The sequence below is a fragment of the Shewanella sp. T24-MNA-CIBAN-0130 genome (assembly GCF_040310185.1).
GTDB classification, from domain to species: Bacteria; Pseudomonadota; Gammaproteobacteria; order Enterobacterales; family Shewanellaceae; genus Shewanella; species Shewanella psychromarinicola.
In genome coordinates this window covers 1-275 of the sequence record NZ_JBEOPP010000288.1, presented here as the reverse complement: position 1 = coordinate 275, position 275 = coordinate 1, and the positions used below count along the sequence as shown (strand labels likewise).

Below are 275 nucleotides of genomic sequence, written 5' to 3'. Positions count from 1 at the left end.
GCGGTATCTTCATTGGTCGCCAGACCTTGGGCATAAAGGAGGCGATTTACTCGCTGATTTGGGGTGATGATATGGCGCACTATCACTTGAGTGACATTCTGCAAACGCATTATGGCCACTATCAACAACATCACCGACTGAGCCATCAGCAACGATTAGTGTGCCAACGTATCTTGAGTTGTCGCACCGCAGCCCTAGGCCAACAGCAGTGGCAATGTAATCAATGCCACTATCAGCAGAGCGTGTTCTGCTCATGCCGAGACAGACATTGCCCA

At 50.5% G+C, this 275-nt stretch carries 1 protein-coding gene; it reads left to right on the top strand.

What is annotated here, in order from left to right:
• Positions 1 to 71 precede the first annotated feature (71 nt).
• Positions 72 to 275: transposase zinc-binding domain-containing protein (locus AAEZ02_RS22420; protein WP_351125240.1), on the top strand; the 204-nt coding region annotated here is incomplete at its 3' end.